Below are 16,425 nucleotides of genomic sequence, written 5' to 3'. Positions count from 1 at the left end.
CACCACGACAGAATCAACGGTCAAGCAGGCAGGGTCAGCGCCCACTGCGTAACCGCCCGGGCCGGCTTCCAGCCGGTGAAGCTGCCGAGCGGGGCGGCGTGTTCGACCTGAATGCGGCTCAGCTCGCCGCCGTGTTCACGATAGGCCGCCGCCAGCAGCGCCTCGCTTTCGAGCGTCACACCGTGGGCCACCAGCCGGCCGCCGGATCCCAGTGCCGCCAGGCAGGCCGCCAGCAGCCCGGGCCGGCTCAGCCCGCCGCCGATGAAGATGGCGTCCGGAGCAGCCAGCTCGGCCAACGCCGCCGGGGCGGGTGCGTTCACGACGCGCAGCGCGGGCACCCCGAGCTTGGCGGCGTTGCCTGAAATCCGTTGCGCCCTGGTCTGATCTGCTTCGATGGCGATGGTCCGGCAGCTCGGGTGGGCGCGCATCCATTCGATGCCGACCGAGCCGGCGCCCGCACCGACATCCCAGAGCAGCTGTCCGGGCGCCGGTGCCAGGCGCGCCAGCGCGGCGGCCCGCAGGTCACGTTTGGTGAGCTGCCCGTCGTGGTCGTAGGAGTCGTCGGGTAGCCCGGCCGTCCACCCGGCCGGCAGCGGGCCGTCGAGTTCGACTGCGACGATATTGAGCCGCGGCGCCGGGCCGGTGTAGGTGGCCGCCGTACTGTCCAACCTGGACTCGGCCTGCCCACCCAAGTCACCGAGCACCGTCATCCGGCTCGCCCCGTAGCCGTGCTCGACCAGCAGCACGGCGACCTGCCCGGGCGTCGTTTCGTCGGCCGACAGCACCAGCACCCGCCGGCCCGGTGCCAGCTCGCGCAGCACCGCGTGCACATCCCCGGCCCTGATGACCGCGACCGACTCCGCCGGCCAGCCCAACCGCGCCCGGGCCAGCGTCACCGAGGACACCGCCGGGATCACGCTGACCCGCGGGGCGCCGAGCATCTCGATCAGCGTGCTGCCCACCCCCGACAGCAGCGGATCCCCGGAGGCCAGCGCGACCACCCGCCGTCCGCTCAGACCGTCGAGCAGCGCCGGGAGCCCGGACCGCAGCGGTGAGGGCCAGCTGCGCCGTTGCTGGCCGTCGACGACGGGCAGCAGGTGCAGCTGGCGCGGCGCTCCGATCACGACATCGGCGGCCGCGACCGCTGCGCGGGCGGGTTCGCCGAGGCCGTTCCAACCGTCGGCACCGACGCCGACAACGGTGACGTGAGGGGCTTGGGTGGGCACGGTGTTAGGGTATCGGCGCGAACTGCCAGGGAAGTCGGTGTGAGTCCGACACAGGCCCGCTACGGTGTTCCGCGGCGCATTCCGGTGCGCCACGGTCAGTCCGAATACCGGCTTCGCGTTGCCAACACCGGCATCACGAGCGGAGCCTCAATGCAACAGCTGTACCCGTTTCCTGCCGTGCTCGGCGGCGACCCGGATGCACCGGGCGGCCTCGACGACATGGCCCTGGCGCTCGTGCTGAGCGCGATCTCCCCCGGCATCGGCGGGGTACTCATCCGCGGCGAGAAGGGCACCGCCAAGTCGACGCTGGTGCGGGCGCTGGCCCAGGTGCTGCCGCCGATCGACGTGGTGGCCGGCGACCGGTTCTCCTCCGATCCCGCAGAGGCCAACCCGCTCTCCCCGGACGGCCCGTTCCCCGCCGACGCCGCCGTACAGACCCGCCCGGTGCGACTGGTGGAGCTTCCGGTCGGTGCCACCGAGGACCGGGTGGTCGGCTCCATCCAGCTGGAACGGGCGCTGGGGGCCGGCGCCGTGGAGTTCGAGCCCGGGCTGCTGGCGCGGGCCAACCGCGGCATCCTCTACGTCGACGAGGTCAATCTGCTCGCCGATCACCTGGTGGACCTGTTGCTGGACGCCGCCGCCATGGGCCGGCTGACCGTGGAACGCGACGGGGTCTCGGTCAGCCACGCCGCGCGTTTCGTGATCGTCGGGACGATGAACCCCGAAGAGGGCGAGCTGCGCCCGCAGTTGCTCGACCGGTTCGGGCTGACGGTCGAGGTGTCCGCGCCGCGCGATCCGGCGCTGCGCGCCGAGGCGGTGCGCCGGCGGCTGGCGTTCGACGCCGATCCGGAAGCGTTCGTGCGCGGGTATGCCGACGCCGAAGAGCAGCTGCGGTCCCGGATCCGCAAAGCCCAGGAACTGCTGCCGCGGGTGGAGCTCACCGACACCGCGCTGGTGCGGATCGGTGAAATCTGCGCGGCCTTCGACGTGGACGGCCTGCGCGGTGACATCGTCTGCGCCCGTACCGCGGTGGCGCACGCCGCCTGGCAGGGCCGCGACGCGGTCAACGTGGAGGATCTGCGGGTGGCCGCCCGGCTGGCGCTGCCGCATCGGCGGCGGCGCAAGCCGTTCGACGCGCCGGGGCTGGATGAAACCGAACTCGACGAGCTGCTGCCGCCGCAGGATTCCGGCACCGAGCCCGACCCGGATCCCGACGGCCCCGAACCCGACGGACCGCCCGATGGCGACGGGAACGCCGCACCGCCCGAGCAGCGCGGGCCCGCACCGGCGAAACCCGGTGCCACCTCGACCGTCGGCGCTGACTCCCCTTACCGGGCACGGCTTTTCACCGTCGATGGGGTCGGCTCCGGCCGCGCCGGCCGGCGCAGTCGGGCCCGCACCAGTTCCGGGCGCCGCGTGGGTGCCACCGCCGTCGGCGCCGCGGGGGGCCTGCACCTGTTCGAGACGCTGCGGGCCGCCGCCCCGCATCAGGGCGCCCGGGGCCGGGTCGACGGTCCGATGCTGTTGCAGGCCGACGATCTTCGCCGCGCCGTCCGGGAGGGCCGGGAGGCCAACCTGGTGCTGTTCGTCGTGGACACCTCCGGGTCGATGGCCGCCGCCGAGCGGATGCGGCACGTCAAGACGGCGATCCTGTCGCTGTTGCTCGACGCCTACCGCCGCCGCGACCGGGTGGCGGTGGTGACGTTCCGCGACACCGGAGCCGAAGTGGCGCTGCCAGCGACCGGGTCGGTGGAGATCGCCGCGGCGCGCCTCGATGAGCTGCCCGCCGGTGGCCGTACGCCGCTGGCCGAGGGACTGCTCGAGGCGGGCGAGGTGATTCGCCGGGAACGGCTGCGCGACCCGGCATCTCGCCCGCTGCTGGTGGTGCTGACCGACGGCCGGGCCACCGCCGGCGCCGATCCGGTCGGGCGGTCGCGGCAAGCCGCTGCACAGCTTGCCGAACACGGGTTTTCGGCCGTCGTCGTCGATTGTGAGAGCGGCCGGATGCGGCTCGGGTTGGCACACACCCTGGCCGAGCAGCTGCGGGCCGACTACGTGCCGCTGCCGCAGGTCAGCGCCGATGCGCTCACCGGCATTGTTCGTGACGTCACCGGAAAGGGAGCCGCCTGATGCCGCAGGGACAACCGTTGACGGTGCCCGATGACAACCTGACCACCCGGCAGCGTCGCAATCGGCCGCTGCTGATGGTGCACACCGGCGACGGCAAGGGTAAGTCCACCGCGGCGTTCGGGACGGCGCTGCGCGGCTGGAACCAGGGCTTTGCGATCGGGGTGTTCCAGTTCGTGAAGTCCGCCAAGTGGCGGGTCGGTGAGCAGGCGGTGCTGCAGCGGCTCGGCGCCCTGCACGACGAGACCGGCGAGGGCGGCCCGGTGCAGTGGCACAAGATGGGCTCGGGCTGGTCGTGGAGCCGCAAGGCCGGCAGCACCGAGGATCACGCCGGCGACGCGCTGGCCGGCTGGACCGAGGTGAAGCGCCGGCTGGCCGAGCAGACCCACGACCTGTACGTGCTCGACGAGTTCACCTACCCGATCCACTGGGGTTGGGTCGATGTCGACGACGTGGTGGAAACGTTGCGCGATCGGCCGGGCCACCAGCACGTCATCATCACCGGCCGTCGCGCTCATCCTCGGCTGGTCGAGATCGCCGACCTGGTCACCGAGATGACCAAGATCAAGCATCCGATGGACGCCGGTCAGAAGGGCCAGCGCGGGATCGAATGGTAGTGCTGCCCCGGGTCATCGTGGCCGCGCCGGCGTCCGGGCACGGCAAGACCACCGTCGCGGTCGGCCTCATGGCGGCGCTGGCCGCGCGCGGGCTGTCCGTCAGCGGCCACAAGGTGGGTCCGGATTACATCGATCCCGGATATCACGCGCTGGCGACCGGTCGGCCGGCCCGCAACCTCGACCCGGTGCTGGTCGGTGCCGAGCGGATCGTGCCACTGCTAATGCATGGGGCGGCCGACGCCGATGTGGCCGTGATCGAGGGCGTGATGGGGCTTTTTGACGGTCGGCTCGGTGGCCACGGTGAGGCCTCCACCGCCCACGTCGCCGCCTTGACCACGGCCCCGGTGCTGCTGGTCGTCGACATCTCCCACGCCTCTCGCACACACGCGGCGGTGGTGGCGGGCCTGGCCGGTTTCGACCCGGACGTGCGGGTGGCCGGGGTGATCCTCAACCGGGCCGGCAGCGCCCGGCACGCCGACGAGGTCGTCGCCGCGTTGCGCCCCACCGGCATTCCGGTGCTCGGGGTGCTGCCCCGCGACGCGGACGTGGCGACGCCGTCTCGGCATCTCGGGCTGGTGCCGGCCGCCGAACGCGAGGCGTCCGGCGCGATGGTGTCGCGGCTGGCCGAGCTGATCGAACAGCACGTCGACCTCGATGGGGTGCTGGAGATCGCCCGAGTGGCACCGGATTTGGCCGGCCATGCCTGGGATCCCAGCACCGAGGTGCGTGCCGGGTCAGCCGATCGCCCGGTGGTGGCCGTCGCCGGTGGCCGGGCCTTCACGTTCGGCTACACCGAGACGTTCGAACTGCTGCGCGCCGCGGGCTGCGAAGTGGTCTGCTTCGACCCGCTCACCGATTCGTGTCTGCCGGCCGGCACCGCGGGAATCTATCTGGGTGGCGGGTTCCCGGAGGTGTACGCCGGGCAGTTGGCCGCCAACACCGCGCTGCTGGGCGCGTTGCGGGCGGCGATCGCCGCGGGGGTCCCGACCGTCGCCGAATGCGGCGGGTTGGCCTACCTGTGCCGCAGTGTCGACGAGGTCGCCGGGGTCGGGGCGTTGCCGGGTTCGGCAGCGATGGCACCGCGGCTCGTGCTGGGTTACCGGAGCGCCACCGCGCCCGCCGACAATCTGCTGGTGCGGGCCGGCGAGACGGTCGCCGGCCATGAATTCCACCGCACCGGAGTGGTTTTCTCTCGCCCGGTCGAGCCTGCCTGGCAGTTGCCCGATGGCCCGGACGGCCTCGCCGGGCCGAACCTGCACGCGTCCTACCTGCACACCCACTGGGCCGGGTATCCGCGGTTGGCGCAACGTTTCGCCGACGCGGTGCACGGTTTCCGCGGAGGCGATCTGCATCATCACGGCGACACCGAAACCGGTGCCGGCCTAGTGGATTTCGCGGTGAACGTGTACGCCGGGCCGCGCCCGGACTGGCTCGACGACGCCCTGCATACCGCCCTGCACGATGCCGTGGCCTACCCCGACGCGTCGGCCGCCCGCGCTGCGCTGGCCGCCCGGCACGGCCGTCGCGCCGACGAGGTGCTGCCCACCGCCGGGGCGTCGGAGGCGTTCGACCTGGTGGCCCGGCTGCGCCGGTGGCGGCGCCCGGTGGTGGTACACCCGCAGTACACCGGACCGCACGCCGCGCTGATCGCCGCCGGCCACACCGTCGGCACGGTGTTGTGCCGGGCCGAGGACGACTTCGCGCTGCGCCCCGAGGAAGTGCCCACCGAGGCCGACCTCGTCGTCGTCGGCAATCCGACCAACCCCACCGGGGTGCTGCATCCGGCGTCGGCGTTGCGTCGGCTGCTGCGGCCCGGGCGGGTGGTGCTGGTCGACGAGGCGTTCCTGGACGCCGTGCCCGGCGAGCCGGAAACCCTGGCCGGCGAAGAGCTTCCCGGGCTGCTGGTCAGCCGCAGCCTGACCAAACACTGGTCGATCCCCGGAATTCGGGCCGGATACCTGCTCGGCGACGCCGCGGTGCTCGCCGAGGCGGCACGTCTGCAGATCCCCTGGTCGGTGTCGGCGCCGGCGCTGGCGGCCATGCTGTCCTGCTCTGATGAGCGGGCGCTGGCCGAAAGCGAATGCCGGGCGCGGCAATTGGTGATGTGGCGCGAGGTGTTGACCGCCGGCCTGACGGCACGCGCCGTGGCATTCGTTGCCGGGGTAGCGCCCTTCGTGCTGGCCCGGGTCGGCCGCGGGGTGCATGCGGCGTTGCGCGACAACGGCATCGCGGTGCGACGGGCCGACACCTTTCCCGGCCTGGATGACTCCTGGGTACGGATCGCGGTGCGTCCCCCGGAGTTGACCGATCGGTTGCTGAGCACGCTGGATCGGGTACTGGGGTGACGACGGCCCGCGCCATCGGGCTGCTGCTCGGCTACGCTGCCGATCGCGCCTGGGGCGACCCGCGCCGGCTGCACCCGGTCGCCGGATTCGGGACGTGGGCGCTGGCGGTGGAGCGGCGATGGTACCGCGACAGCCGGGCCGGCGGTGTCGCCCACGTGGCAGCAGTGATCGGCGGTGTTTGTGGGCTGGCGTATCTGGGCGAGCGCTCGGCGCGCAGCCCGTTGTTACAGCTGCTGTTCACCGCGTCGGCTACCTGGACGGTGCTCGGCGGCCGGTCCCTGGAGCGCGAGGCGTGCGCTGTGCATGACTTCTTGGCCGCCGGCGACTTGGAGCGGGCGCGCGTTCAGGTGCGCAACCTGGTCGGGCGCGACACCGCCGTGCTGAGCCCGGACGAGATCGCCCGCGCCGTGGTCGAATCCGTCGCGGAGAACACCTCCGACGCGGTGGTGGCGTCGCTGCTGTGGGGTGCGGTGGCCGGGGCGCCGGGCCTGGTGGCGCACCGGGCGGTCAACACTTTGGACGCGATGGTCGGCCACCGCAACGCCCGTTACGAACGCTTCGGCTGGGCGGCGGCTCGGCTGGACGATCTGCTGGGTCTGCCCGCCGCTCGACTGACCGCGGTTCTTGCCGCTGCCTTCGGCCCGGATCCCGGTGGCGCCCTGCGTTCCTGGCGCCGCGACGCCCGCCACCACCCCAGCCCCAACGCCGGGGTGGTCGAGGCCGCGTTCGCGGGAGCCTTGGGTCTGCGGCTCGGTGGTGTCAACATCTACTACGGGAACCGCCGCGAGGACCGGGCGTTGCTCGGCGACGGGCGAGCTCCCATCGTCGCCGACATTCCGCGGGCGGTGGGGCTGGCCCGCCGGGTGGGCGCCGCGGCGGTGGCCGGCGCGGTGCTGTGGTGCCTGATCCGTGAGACCAGGAGGTAGACATGTCCGGCCCCGTCGAATTCTCCACGGCGAGTGCGCGGGTGGATCGTGACTGGCTCTGGCACGAACTGACCGAGCACACGTACTGGGCGAAGTACCGCACCCGCGCCATGTTCGATCGTCAACTCGATGAGGCGTGGCGGCTGGTGGGCGCCTACCGATCCGACGACGGTGCGATGGTGGGTTTCTGCCGGGCATTCTCCGATGGTGCGGCCATGGCGTATCTGGCCGACGTGTACGTCGCGCGTACCGAGCGGGGCACCGGCATCGGCCGGGGCTTGCTGCGGGTGATGATCGACCAGGGGCCCGGCCACGACTTCCGCTGGATGCTGCACACCGCCGACGCGCACGCGCTGTACGAGACGTTCGGCTTCGCCGCACCCGATGTGACCTTCATGGAGCGCCGGCCCCGGTTGCCGCACGTGCGCGACTGAGTCAGCCCTCGCAGCGGTGCACGGACGCGATCAGTGCCCGGCCACCGCCAGTGGCGGCTCAGTGATGGGCGATCAGATCGGCGGCGTGGCCGTGCTCGTTCGTCCGGAGCCGGCCGGCAGCAGCGGATTTCAGCTGCCACCGGGTGACCCGCCCGTCCGGCCCGGTCAGCTCTTCGGCCGCGAGCGCCTCGCCGATGAGCCGGCGGACGCGTGGTTCGTCGGCGGCGTCGGCGGCGAACAGGATCCGCAGCGTGACATCCTCACCGGCGACGTGATTCGCGGTGTGATGCGGCGCCAGTGGGCACGGCGGCGGATGGTCCCAGCTGCCGCACAGCGCCAGCGTGATCGCCGCGCCGGGTGCGTTCGGGCTGCCGCCGGGATGCAACCGCACCACCGCGTCGTGGGCGTAGCCGAGGCGAGTCACGAGTGGCGATGCTACGCGGCGCGGCGCTGATTCATCCACAGTTGGGGGTTCGTCCACAGGCGGGCCGTCCCGGTGTCGGTGTTGGCCGGTGGTGTCGGGGGTGGGTTTTAGCGTTGGGATATGGCAACAGCACTGGGAGCGGCGGCGGCCGCCGACAAGCTCTACTTCGCCTGCGGCCCCACCACGCCGGCCACCGACGGACGACAACACACCATCGTCACCGCCTCGGGCCGGCTGGGCTGGACCGACGGCACCGGCCCACCCGAAATCAACCACGCCCACCACCCCGAAGAACTACTCGAAAACGACCCCGACCCACCGGCGGCGTGAGCCGGGGGATGCGCCCGGCTCAGCGCGCGGTCTTGGTCAGCTCGATGACCGGGATGACCCGGTCGGTGCGCTCCCGGTAGGCGGCGAAGCCGGGATAACGCTGCGCCTGGATGTCGTAGAGCCGGTCATGCTCTGCCCCGCGGATCTCGGTGGCGGTCACGGCAAAGGTCTCGGTGCCGATCTCGGCGATGGCCGACGGGTTCGCCCGCAGGTTGTGATACCAGCTGGGATGGTTGTCCTTGCCCTCGTTGGAGGCGAACACGAAAATCCGCTCGCCCTCGGGCAGGTACATCATCGGGCTGGTGCGCGGCTGCCCGGACTTGGCCCCGGTGGTGGTCAACAGCAGGACCGGAGCCCCTTCGAACGGGCCACCGAGTTTTCCGCCGGTGCTGCGGAACTCCGCGATGTTGCGGGCATTGAATTCCAGGGTTCGCTTCGCGTCCACGGCTACCTCACCCCTCGATATCCACGAAGTGCTCGATCACCGGCGGGGATGCGTAGAAGTCGTGCAGCAGCGCGCGCCACTGGGCGAACTCCGGCGACTTGCGGAACCCCTCGGTGTGCGCCGCCACACTCTCCCACTGCACCAGCAGCAGGTACAGGTTCGGCGATTCGATCGACCGGGACATCGAGATCCCCAGAAAACCGGGCTGGGCCGCGATCAACGGCCGGGCCTTGGCGAACGCCGCCTCGAAGTCGGCTTCGCTGCCGGGATGAATGGGAAGCACACCATGCTCGACAATCACTCCCCCAGTCTGCACCGAGCGCACCTGGCGACCGTCACCCCCACCCGGGGGTTGTCTGTGACGGACTTGCACAGATATGTTTACTGCAACCGTTAGACACAGGTAACACGGGAGGTGTCGGCGATATGGGTGCGATCGCGGCGGCAATCGTTTTCGCTTGGTTGGGCATGGTGCTGGCGATCTCGTTCATCGAGGCGCCGCTGAAATTCCGGGCGCCCGGGATCACCCTCCAGCTGGGGCTGGGTATCGGCCGGCTGGTGTTTCGTGCCCTCAACACCGTCGAGATCGTGCTGGCGACGGTGGTGGTGATCGCGGTCGTCACTCATCCGCCCGGGCGGCTGGCGCTGGCGGCCATCAGCGTAGCGGTGACGATGCTGCTGGTGCAGTCGCTGTTCGTGCGGCCCCTGCTGCGCCGCCGCTCCGATGCGGTCTTGGCCGCCGCCGCGGCACCGCCCGGCGGAATGCGCGCGCGCTCCCAGGCCCACTACGCCTACGCGGGGCTGGAGGTGGTCAAGGTCGCCGGGCTGCTGACCGCCGGCACCGTGCTGCAGCTCTGGTCAGTGGCCGGCTAGCACCCAGGCCAATGCCTGCTCGACGTCGTACACGCATCGCACCCCCGCCGGCCGGGCCGGGCGACGCACGATGACCACCGGCAGCCCGAGTTCCTCGGCGGCCAACATCTTCGGCCAGGTGTACTCGCCCCCGGAATCCTTGGTCACCACGCTGTCGGCGCGGTGATCGCGCAGCAGCGCGAGTTCGCCCGGCAACGCATACGGCCCCCGGTCGCTGACCACCGTCCAACCCGTCGGCAGCGTGATCGAGGGCGGGTCGACGACGCGCGCCAGCACCGCCGCGTCGGCCAGCGCCGGCAGGTAGGACGCCAGCTGTTGGCGTCCGATCGTCAGCACCGGGCGCCGGCTCAGCCGGGCCGCCACCGCGGCAGCCTGCTCATGCGAGTCGACCCACCGCCAGGACGGCCGGGCGCGCTCCCCCCAGCCGGGCCGCTCCAGCCGCAGCAGCGGGCGGCCCGCAGCCGAACAGGCGGCGGCCGCATTGCGGGACATGGTGGTGGCGAACGGGTGCGTGGCGTCGACGACGGCATCGTAGTCGGCCAATGCCGCACGCAGCCCGTCGATTCCGCCGAATCCGCCGATACGCACCGCCCCGACCGGCAGCCGCGGGTTGGCCACCCGGCCGGCCAGGGAGGTGGTGACGTCCACGCCGGCGCGCACCAATCGGTCGGCCAGGGCTCGGGCTTCGGCGGTCCCGCCGAGCAGCAACAGTCGCGTCACGGTCCCCCCGCCGCCAAGAACGGCAGACCCGGTGGCGGCCCGCCGCGCGTCAACTCCAGCAGGGCATCGACATCCAGGTGCTGCTCGACCAGATCAGCCAGCAAGTCGAGCCGGCGTTCGCGGGCGCCCGGAAACGACACCCCGGAGGGTTTCATCCCGAGGCTTTCGGCGAGAAATTCGGCGCGCAGCGCGTCCTGTTCGAAACTTCCGTGCCGCATGGTGCCGAACACCCGGCCGGCACGCACGCCGCCGAGAAAGTCCTGCACCCGCTCGCCCCGGCTGATCCGGCCGTGGTGTATCTCGTATCCACCGTCGGACAGCCGCAGCACTTTGTCTGCACCGAAACAGGTTTCGACGTCCAGCAGACCCAGGCCGGTCACCTGGCCCGGTGCGCCCTCGATCCCCTCCGGGTCGCGGATCGACCGGCCCAGCATCTGAAAACCCCCGCAGATCCCCAGCACCGGCTTGCCCGCCGCGGCGTGCGCGACGATCGCGTCATCCAGTCCGCGCGAGCGCAGCCAGCCCAGATCGGACGCCGTGGCGCGGGTCCCCGGCAGCACCACCAAGTCGGCATCGGACAGCGCGCGCGGGTCCGAAGCGAATACCACGTCCAGATCGGGTTCCAGGCCGAGTGCGTCCAAATCGGTGAAATTGCTGATCCGCGGCAGCCGTATCACCGCCACCCGTCGCGCCCCGGTACGCGCCGAGCGTCTGCCGTCCAGGTCCAGGGCGTCCTCGGAATCCAGCCACAGCTCGGGATGCCACGGCAGCGTGCCAAAGACCCGGCGCCCGGTGCGGCGCTCCAATTCCCGCAGCCCCGGTTCCAGCAGTCCGGCGTCACCGCGGAACTTGTTCACGATGAACCCGGTGATCAGCGCCTGATCCTCCGCATCGAGCAACGCGACGGTGCCGAAGAACCCCGCGAACACCCCGCCCCGGTCGATGTCTCCGACGACCACCGTCGGCAGATCGGCGTGGCGGGCCAGCCCCATGTTCACGAAATCGCTGTCCCGCAAGTTGATCTCGGCCGGGCTGCCGGCACCCTCGGCGATGATCACGTCGTAGCGGGCCGCCAGATCGTCATAGGCGCCGTGGGCGGCGTCGGCCAACGCCCGGCGCCCCTCCCGCCAGTCCGACGATGAGACCTCCCCCCAGGGCCGGCCCATGAGCACCACGTGGCTGCGCTGGTCGCTGCCGGGTTTGAGCAACACCGGGTTCATCGCCGGCTCGGGGACCGCGCGCGCGGCCAGCGCCTGAACCCATTGCGCCCGGCCGATTTCCGTCGCGGCCCCGTCGGCCCCCACGCACACCATCGAGTTGTTCGACATGTTCTGCGCCTTGTAGGGAGCCACTCTGACCCCGCGGCGTGTCAGCGCCCGGCACAGCCCGGTGCTGACCACGGTTTTGCCGGCGTCGCTGGTGGTTCCGGCGATCAGCAACCCCGCCATCAGGGCCTGCGCACCAGGAAGATGTCCATCACCCAGCCGGCCTCGGCGCGGGCTGCGCGGCGGGCGTCGACGAGCTGCCCTGCGACGTCGCCGACCCGGCCGTGCACCAACCGCTCCCCCGCGGCACCGAGGTTGGCGCCCCACCAGATCGTCCAGTCGGCCAGCGCGGAAAGATCCAGCCCGTCGGGGTTGAGCATCGCGACGATGTTGTCCTGACCGGCGCCCACGGCCTCCCAAAGCCGCCGCCCGGTGGTGATGTGCACCGGCCTGCCCACCTCGTGCAGCACCATGCGGTGTCGGGCGGCCAGCAGCTGCGGGGCGCTGATACCTGGCAGTACCTGGTACTCCAGTTCTACGCCAAGGGTTTTCATTCGCTCCACGATGCGGATCGTCGAGTCGTACAGCGAGGGGTCACCCCACACCAGAAATGCCGCGGTGCCGCCGTGGGCCCGTAGCACCTCGGCGTAGCGCGCCGCTCGGGCGGCATGCCAGTCGGCGACGGCGCGGGTATACCCGGGGCCGGTCAGCTCCGGTGAGCGGTCGCGGTGCGGGTCGGCAACAGTGACGACCGGGACTGCGGGGGCGTAGGCGTCGACTATCGCGCGGCGCAGCGCCAGCAGGCCGTCCTCGGATCCCTTGGCTGCGGCCAGCACGTAGTCGACGCTGCGCAGCACCTCGGCGGCCTCGGCCGTGACGTGCTGGGGGCCCATGCCGACACCGAGGATCCAGACCTGCAGCGCCATTACCGGTCCTCCAAATCCCCTTCGACGTCCAGGTAGGCCTGCTGCAGCGCCGCCATGGTCTGCGGATCGGGCTCGGCCCACAGGCCCCGGTCGGCGGCCTCCTTGAGTCGCTCCACGATGCCCTGCAGCGCCCACGGGTTGGACTTGTCGAGGAACTCGCGGGTCTGCGGATCCAGCACGTATTCCGCTGCGAGCTTCTCATACATCCAGTCGTGCACCACCCCGGCGGTGGCGTCGAAACCGAACAGGTAGTCCACGGTGGCGGCCAGTTCGAAGGCGCCCTTGTAGCCGTGCCGGCGCATCGCGGAGATCCAGCGCGGGTTGACCACCCGGGCCCGAAAAACCCGGGCAGTCTCCTCGGCCAGCGTGCGGGTGCGCACCGCATCCGTCGACGTCGAGTCACCCACATAGGCTTTCGGATCCGTGCCGGTCAGCGCTCGCACCGTCGCGATCATGCCGCCGTGGTAGACGAAGTAGTCATCGGAGTCGGCGATGTCGTGCTCACGGGTGTCGATGTTCTTGGCGGCCACTTTGATCCGGCGGTAGTTGGTGCGCATGTCATCCGCGGCCGCACAGCCGTCCAGTCCGCGGCCGTAGGCGAACCCGCCCCAAGCGGTGTAGACCTCGGCCAGATCCTTGTCGTCGCGCCAGGTTCCGGACTCGATCAGCTGCAGGATGCCGGCCCCGTACGAGCCGGGCGCGGAACCGAAGACGCGGGTGGTGGCCCGGCGCAGGTCGCCGTGCTCCGCCAGGTCGGCGCGGGCGTGTGCGGCCACGAAGTTCGACTCGGCCGGCTCATCGAGCGTCGCCACCAGTTGCACGGCATCGTCGAGCATCGTCACCACGTGCGGGAACGCGTCCCGGAAGAATCCCGAGATGCGCACCGTCACATCGATGCGCGGACGCCCCAACTCCTCCAGGGAGATGACCTCCAGTCCCGATACCCGCCGCGAGGCCTCGTCCCAGTCGGGTCGCACCCCGAGCAGTGCCAGCACCTCGGCGACGTCGTCGCCGGACGTGCGCATCGCGGAGGTCCCCCACACCGACAACCCCACCGACTCCGGATAGCGGCCGGTGTCGTCGAGGTAGCGCCGCACCAGCGAGTCCGCCATCGCCTGCCCGGTCTGCCACGCCAGCCGGGACGGCACCGCCCGCGGGTCGACGGTGTAGAAGTTGCGGCCGGTGGGCAGCACGTTGACCAGACCGCGCAGCGGTGATCCAGACGGTCCCGGCCGCACGAATCCACCGGCCAGCGCATGCAGCACCGAGTCCAGCTCGGCTGCGGTGCCGGCCAGCCGCGGAACCACTTCGGTGGCAGCGAATCTCAGCACCCGGCACACCTCCGGGTCGGGATGCAGCGTGTCGGCGGCCCCGACGTCCCAGCCGGCGGCCTCCATGGCCTCGACCAGTTCCCGGGCACGGTCCTCGATCTCGTCGACGACGGCGGCAGCAGCGTCTTCCTTCAAACCCAACGCGGCCCGCAGCCCCGGCACCGCGTGGTCGACCCCGCCCCACACCTGCGGGGCGCGCAGGATCGCCAGCACCAGGTTGATGCGCTCGGCTCCGGCCGGGGCGCCGCCGAGCACGTGCAGTCCGTCGCGGATCTGGGCGTCCTTGATCTCGCAGAGCCAGCCGTCGACGTGCAGCAGGAAGTCGTCGAACTCCTCGTCCTCGGGCCGCTCGTCCAGGCCCAGGTCGCGGTGCATCTCCGCGGCGCGCATCAGGTTCCAGATCTCGCCGCGGATCGCCGGCAGCTTGCCGGGATCCATGGTGGCGATGTTGCCGTACTCGTCGAGCAGTTGCTCCAGGCGGGCGATGTCGCCGTAGGACTCCGCGCGCGCCATCGGCGGGATCAGGTGGTCGACGATGGTGGCGTGCGCGCGGCGTTTCGCTTGCGCGCCCTCACCGGGGTCGTTGACCAGGAACGGGTAGATCAGCGGCAGGTCGGCGATCATGGCGTCGGTGGCGCAGCTCGCCGACAGTGCCGCGGTCTTGCCGGGCAGCCATTCCATCGAGCCGTGCTTGCCCAGGTGGATCACCGCGTGCGCCCCGAAACCGTGTGCCAGCCAACGGTATGCGGCCAGGTAGTGGTGGCTCGGCGGCAGCTCCGGGTCGTGGTAGATGGCCACCGGGTTCTCCCCGAAGCCGCGCGGCGGCTGGATCATCAGCACGACGTTGCCGGATCGCAGTGCGGCCAGCACGATCTCGCCGGCATCGTTGACGAACAGGGTCCCCGGGGCCGGGCCCCACGCCGCCGTCATCGAGTCGCATAGCTCGTCGGGCAGCTCGGCGGTCCACTGCGCGTACTGCTGCGCGGTCACCCGTACCTGGGCCTCGGTCAGCTGCGCGGCGGACAGCCAGTCCTCGTCCTGGCCACCGGCCTCGATCAGGGTGTGGATCAACCGGTCCCCCGCCTGCGTCTCGTCAGCGATGTCGAGCACCCCGAAACCGTCGCCGACGTCGTAGCCGGCGTCGGCCAGCCGGTGCAGCAGCCGCACCGCCGAGGCCGGGGTGTCCAGCCCGACCGCGTTGCCGACCCGGGAGTGCTTGGTGGGGTACGCCGAGAGCACCAGCGCCAGCTTCTTGTCGGCGTTCGGGATACGGCGCAGCACAGCGTGGTTGACCACCACACCCGCGACCCGGGCACAGCGTTCGGGGTCGGCGGCGTAGTGCGGCAGCCCGTCGTCGTCGATCTCCTTGAAGGAGAACGGCACCGTGATGATCCGGCCGTCGAACTCCGGGATGGCGATCTGGGTGGCCGAATCCAGCGGGGTGACGCCGTCGTCGTTGACCGCCCAGTCCGCCCGCGACGACGCCAGGCACAAGCCCTGAAACACCGGAATATCCAGTGCGGCGACCTGTTCGATGTCCCAGGCGCCGTCATCGTCGCCGGCACCCACGGTCGCTGTGGCGTTCATCGCACCGCCGGCCGCCAGCATGCAGACCACCACTGCATCCAGGGTGCCGAGTGCCTCGAACAGCTCGTCGGGGGCGTTGCGCAGCGAGGCGGCGAAGATCGGCACCCCGACCGCCCGGCCGGTGGCGTCGATGGCGTCGGCCAGCGCGTGGGCGAACCCGGCGTTGCCGCTGACTTCGTGGGCCCGGTAGTACAGCACCCCGACCCGTACCGCATCGGGTGCCTCGTTCGGCTCGCGAGACCCGTATCCCCATTCCGGGATCACCGACGGCTCGTCGAAGCCCTCGCCGGTCAGCAACACCGTGTCGCACAGGAACGCGTGCAGCTGCGCCAGATTCGCCGGCCCGCCCTCGGCGAGGTAGGCGTGCGCCTGCGCCGCCAGCCCGATCGGGACCGTCGAGCACTCCATCAGCTCGGCGTTGGGTGATCGCTCGCCGCCGAGCACCACCACCGGCAGCCCGGTGGCGCGCAGCAGCGTCAGCTCGGCGTCGATCTCCGCGGACGAACCCAGGATCCGCAGCACCACGACATCCGCCCCGTCGAGCACCGGTTGGATGTCCTGGCGCGCCGGGTTGCCCAGGGTGTAGGCCGCTCCGCTGGCGCGGGCCGACAGCAGGTCGGTGTCGGACGTGGACAGCAAGGCGATGCGCCGGGCATCAGACATCGGGGTTCCTCCTCGGGGTTCGCGCCCCATTCGGTCGGGTGTCCCGCGGCCAGTATCTGGCTGACGGCGCACCACGAACCGCGCCGCTCACAGTGGCGGAACCGCCCCGGAATCATTCGGCGGTCCCAGTGCCGGCTCGCCTCCGCCGCCCCTTCGGGCCACCTCCGTCGAGCCTCGCTGGACCGC

Annotated in this window: 14 protein-coding genes, 1 pseudogene and 1 riboswitch; of the genes and pseudogenes, 7 read left to right on the top strand and 8 right to left on the bottom strand. The window is 71.4% G+C overall.

Going from position 1 to position 16,425, the window contains the following annotated elements; genetic code table 11:
- Positions 1 to 20 precede the first annotated feature (20 nt).
- Positions 21 to 1,226: a precorrin-6y C5,15-methyltransferase (decarboxylating) subunit CbiE gene (gene cbiE, locus ACAG20_RS05675; protein WP_370491864.1), complete on the bottom strand. Its 1,206-nt coding sequence runs from the start codon at positions 1,224 to 1,226 to the stop codon at positions 21 to 23.
- Positions 1,209 to 1,357, top strand: a riboswitch (cobalamin riboswitch). (Overlaps the previous gene by 18 nt.)
- A 19-nt stretch (positions 1,358 to 1,376) precedes the next feature.
- Between cbiE and ACAG20_RS05670 the strand changes: the two genes are divergently transcribed.
- Genes ACAG20_RS05670 through ACAG20_RS05650 form a run of 5 tightly spaced genes read left to right on the top strand, consistent with a single transcriptional unit; the run spans position 1,377 to position 7,675 of the window.
- Entirely contained in the window at positions 1,377 to 3,356 is a 1,980-nt protein-coding gene (locus ACAG20_RS05670) for a magnesium chelatase subunit D family protein (RefSeq protein ID WP_370491863.1), read from the top strand.
- Positions 3,356 to 3,970, top strand: a complete 615-nt coding sequence (cobO, locus tag ACAG20_RS05665) for a cob(I)yrinic acid a,c-diamide adenosyltransferase (RefSeq protein WP_112688191.1) — start codon at positions 3,356 to 3,358, stop codon at positions 3,968 to 3,970. Before ACAG20_RS05670 ends, cobO begins: the two co-directional genes overlap by 1 nt.
- Complete coding sequence (locus tag ACAG20_RS05660; protein ID WP_370491862.1) at positions 3,964 to 6,315, top strand: cobyrinate a,c-diamide synthase; 2,352 nt, start codon at positions 3,964 to 3,966, stop codon at positions 6,313 to 6,315. The genes cobO and ACAG20_RS05660 overlap by 7 nt, the downstream gene beginning before the upstream one ends.
- A complete protein-coding gene (gene cbiB / locus ACAG20_RS05655; protein ID WP_370491861.1) occupies positions 6,312 to 7,241 on the top strand; it encodes an adenosylcobinamide-phosphate synthase CbiB in 930 nt (309 codons plus the stop codon). Before ACAG20_RS05660 ends, cbiB begins: the two co-directional genes overlap by 4 nt.
- Positions 7,242 to 7,243: 2 nt before the next feature.
- Complete coding sequence (locus ACAG20_RS05650; RefSeq protein WP_370491860.1) at positions 7,244 to 7,675, top strand: GNAT family N-acetyltransferase; 432 nt, start codon at positions 7,244 to 7,246, stop codon at positions 7,673 to 7,675.
- Positions 7,676 to 7,733: 58 nt separating this feature from the next.
- On the opposite strand, the gene ACAG20_RS05645 is transcribed toward ACAG20_RS05650, so the two are convergent.
- Positions 7,734 to 8,099, bottom strand: a complete 366-nt coding sequence (locus ACAG20_RS05645; protein WP_370491859.1) for a hypothetical protein — start codon at positions 8,097 to 8,099, stop codon at positions 7,734 to 7,736.
- A 135-nt stretch (positions 8,100 to 8,234) separates the two neighbouring features.
- Between ACAG20_RS05645 and ACAG20_RS05640 the strand changes: the two are divergent.
- A pseudogene (locus ACAG20_RS05640) lies at positions 8,235 to 8,429 on the top strand (HNH nuclease); the annotation flags it as partial.
- A gap of 19 nt (positions 8,430 to 8,448) precedes the next feature.
- On the opposite strand, the gene ACAG20_RS05635 reads toward ACAG20_RS05640, so the two are convergent.
- Positions 8,449 to 8,874, bottom strand: coding sequence for a nitroreductase family deazaflavin-dependent oxidoreductase (locus ACAG20_RS05635; RefSeq protein WP_370491858.1), 426 nt, complete (start codon positions 8,872 to 8,874; stop codon positions 8,449 to 8,451).
- 7 nt (positions 8,875 to 8,881) lie between these two features.
- The gene (locus ACAG20_RS05630) at positions 8,882 to 9,175 is read right to left on the bottom strand and encodes an antibiotic biosynthesis monooxygenase (protein ID WP_370491857.1); all 294 of its coding nucleotides are present in this window, start codon (positions 9,173 to 9,175) and stop codon (positions 8,882 to 8,884) included.
- 125 nt (positions 9,176 to 9,300) lie between these two features.
- Here ACAG20_RS05630 and ACAG20_RS05625 point away from each other — a divergent pair, with 125 nt between their 5' ends.
- The gene (locus ACAG20_RS05625; RefSeq protein WP_370491856.1) at positions 9,301 to 9,747 is read left to right on the top strand and encodes a hypothetical protein; all 447 of its coding nucleotides are present in this window, start codon (positions 9,301 to 9,303) and stop codon (positions 9,745 to 9,747) included.
- Here ACAG20_RS05625 and ACAG20_RS05620 read toward each other — a convergent pair.
- From ACAG20_RS05620 to cobN, 4 genes are read right to left on the bottom strand one after another with little or no spacing between them, the layout of a single operon-like run.
- Positions 9,733 to 10,467, bottom strand: coding sequence for a cobalt-precorrin-6A reductase (locus tag ACAG20_RS05620; protein ID WP_370491855.1), 735 nt, complete (start codon positions 10,465 to 10,467; stop codon positions 9,733 to 9,735). The genes ACAG20_RS05625 and ACAG20_RS05620 overlap by 15 nt on opposite strands.
- Positions 10,464 to 11,915 carry a cobyric acid synthase gene (locus ACAG20_RS05615; RefSeq protein ID WP_370491854.1) on the bottom strand — a complete coding sequence of 484 codons (1,452 nt, stop codon included), beginning with the start codon at positions 11,913 to 11,915 and terminating at the stop codon, positions 10,464 to 10,466. The genes ACAG20_RS05620 and ACAG20_RS05615 overlap by 4 nt, the downstream gene beginning before the upstream one ends.
- The gene (cobF, locus tag ACAG20_RS05610; protein ID WP_370491853.1) at positions 11,915 to 12,658 is read right to left on the bottom strand and encodes a precorrin-6A synthase (deacetylating); all 744 of its coding nucleotides are present in this window, start codon (positions 12,656 to 12,658) and stop codon (positions 11,915 to 11,917) included. Before cobF ends, ACAG20_RS05615 begins: the two co-directional genes overlap by 1 nt.
- Complete coding sequence (gene cobN, locus ACAG20_RS05605; RefSeq protein ID WP_370491852.1) at positions 12,658 to 16,239, bottom strand: cobaltochelatase subunit CobN; 3,582 nt, start codon at positions 16,237 to 16,239, stop codon at positions 12,658 to 12,660. Before cobN ends, cobF begins: the two co-directional genes overlap by 1 nt.
- Between the last annotated feature and the right edge of the window lie 186 nt (positions 16,240 to 16,425).

The organism is Mycobacterium sp. pW045 (assembly GCF_041287085.1).
Taxonomy (GTDB): Bacteria; Actinomycetota; Actinomycetes; order Mycobacteriales; family Mycobacteriaceae; genus Mycobacterium; species Mycobacterium algericum_A.
The sequence above is the reverse complement of the archived record's forward strand: the minus strand, read 5'-3'. Positions and strand labels throughout refer to the sequence as shown.

Bases quoted from the DNA above. Each gene is read 5' to 3' on its own strand.
- ACAG20_RS05625 (WP_370491856.1), top strand. From the start codon at position 9,301: ATGGGTGCGATCGCGGCGGCAATCGTTTTCGCTTGGTTGGGCATGGTG.
- cobN (WP_370491852.1), bottom strand. From the start codon at position 16,239: ATGTCTGATGCCCGGCGCATCGCCTTGCTGTCCACGTCCGACACCGAC.
- ACAG20_RS05670 (WP_370491863.1), top strand. From the start codon at position 1,377: ATGCAACAGCTGTACCCGTTTCCTGCCGTGCTCGGCGGCGACCCGGAT.
- cobO (WP_112688191.1), top strand. From the start codon at position 3,356: ATGCCGCAGGGACAACCGTTGACGGTGCCCGATGACAACCTGACCACC.
- ACAG20_RS05650 (WP_370491860.1), top strand. From the start codon at position 7,244: ATGTCCGGCCCCGTCGAATTCTCCACGGCGAGTGCGCGGGTGGATCGT.
- ACAG20_RS05615 (WP_370491854.1), bottom strand. From the start codon at position 11,915: ATGGCGGGGTTGCTGATCGCCGGAACCACCAGCGACGCCGGCAAAACC.
- ACAG20_RS05660 (WP_370491862.1), top strand. From the start codon at position 3,964: ATGGTAGTGCTGCCCCGGGTCATCGTGGCCGCGCCGGCGTCCGGGCAC.
- cobF (WP_370491853.1), bottom strand. From the start codon at position 12,658: ATGGCGCTGCAGGTCTGGATCCTCGGTGTCGGCATGGGCCCCCAGCAC.